2 protein-coding genes are annotated in these 1880 nt (G+C 46.9%); both read right to left on the bottom strand.

The window, feature by feature from the left end; translation table 11 throughout:
• Positions 1-1171, bottom strand: a 1171-nt coding sequence (locus GXO74_08450; GenBank protein ID NOZ61699.1) for a family 10 glycosylhydrolase, incomplete at its 3' end; no start/stop codon positions are given.
• 22 nt (positions 1172-1193) lie between these two features.
• The coding region (locus GXO74_08445; protein ID NOZ61698.1) for a hypothetical protein at positions 1194-1880 on the bottom strand (687 nt) is incomplete at its 5' end.

The raw sequence follows: 1880 nt of genomic DNA, 5'->3' as shown, positions 1-1880 counted from the left end.
GATATTGAAATCCTTTGTCTTTCAGTAATTCATTTGCCTTTTCCAGACCGGAAAAACTGAAGAAAACCATGCCGTTTCCCTCTGCTTTTCTCACCACAGCAACCTGTTTGGCGACTTCTTCCAGCGGCCAGTTTTCGCTGCCCAGTTTATTGATCATCATTCCGGGAAAAATGTAGCGCGAGTGCAGATATTTTTTCAGCCACTGCCGCGTGATCGTGTCGAACGGAGCCGTGGGGTGCGAAATTTGCCAGTAAATCATGGGGCAAATGAAATCAATTTTTCCTTCTTTGATCCACTGCAGTGCATCCTGGTAAACAACGTGATAGCCATTCCATTTGCTGTAATCGTATTTGCCGATGACAGCCGCGGAAATTTTCACCCACGGCTTTAATTTTGTGGCATCATCGTAAAATTTCCGCACGAATTTGTTGATATTTTCTCGCTGCCAGTCGTCCCAACTCAAATGCTGCGGGTTTCCCTCCTCGGAATTGAAAAGGCGCAAACTGATCGAATCCTGACTGTAGCCGAGTCCCGGAGAACCTTCAGGATAGCGAATGTAATCGAAATGCATACCGTCGATGTCGTAATTTTTGATGATGTCCAGACACACATCGTGCACGTACTGGCGGACGGCGGGAATTCCCGGGCTCAAATTGACATAATGGCCGGAAAGCGGCATGGGATCGCCGTTTTTGTCGCAGATGATCCATTCCGGATGAGCGTAATAGACGTGTTCGGGAATCGTGTGCGGCGGAGGCTCTGTACCGTGCCAGGCAGGAAAAGTATTCACCCAGGTGTGTAATTCCAAACCTCGCTCGTGGGCTTGGTCCACGGCAAATTGCAGCGGGTCCCAGCCGGGATTTTTTCCCAGTTCTCCGGTGAGCAAATTCGACCAGGGTTCATAGTTTGACCGGTAAAAAGCGTCGCCATTTCCTCTGACTTGAAAGAGAACGAAATTGAGTTTTGCCTGTTTGGCAAGATCAAGAATTTCAGTGATACGCGCTTGTTGCGCATCGGGATCATTCACGAGTTCCGGTTTTGCCCATTCCCAGCGGGTGACCCAGATGCCGCGGGCTTCTTTGGTCTGATCGTATTTGACACGGGGGCGTTTGCATTGAGTAAAAAATAGCGGCAATACGAGAATTAAAAGCAACAAGGTTTTTATTTTCATCGGTTAGGCTCCGGTTGAAAAATCACTGATTCTGAAACATTTCCTTCAATTTATTTCTTCTCTCGACAAAGAACGGCTCCGCATCGGCTCGTGAAAAAGTTCGGTGCTCGAAGTCTCTTTCAAAAAGATTTTTCAAAAACCGCTGTTCAAAATCTGCGATACGTTTGCCGTAAATATGAAAAGAGTCCGATTGGTCCATGTAGCGGCCTACTTTTACTTTTTTACCGCTGCGTTTACTGATTTCGTCGGCGACGTATTCCATGACATGAATGAAAGCGAAGCAATTCATGAAAGAAGCGTCGTAGGCGTCGCGGCTGCGGAAACGGATGTTCATATTCAAAGTAGGCATCCCATTTTCATCGTCTAAAATGCGGAACCACATACTTTGCAGACACGCCGGATCGTAAATGTCCGTGTCCATGAACGGCTGCCACGTGATGGCCTGCGCCTGACGCGTAAAGGGTTGTTGCGCCAGTTTTTCGATCGCATATTTGATTTGGTCAATTTGTACGAATTGTTGTTTTTTCCCCTTGACTTCTTTTTCCACGACAGTCACGTAATCGTGATCCAACAGAAAATGTGAAGTTTCATGCTTGTAAAATTCCTTTTTTTCTTCATCGGAAAGATGGTGCAAATATTCGTCGTACAAACTAAGCGGAACTTCGTAGCGGAAAAGTCGGCCGTGGTAGGTGTACTGCCAGCGCGTATC

The sequence above is a fragment of the Calditrichota bacterium genome (assembly GCA_013152715.1).
GTDB lineage: Bacteria > Zhuqueibacterota > Zhuqueibacteria > Thermofontimicrobiales > Thermofontimicrobiaceae > 4484-87.
This window is presented reverse-complemented; position numbering and strand designations above follow the sequence as displayed.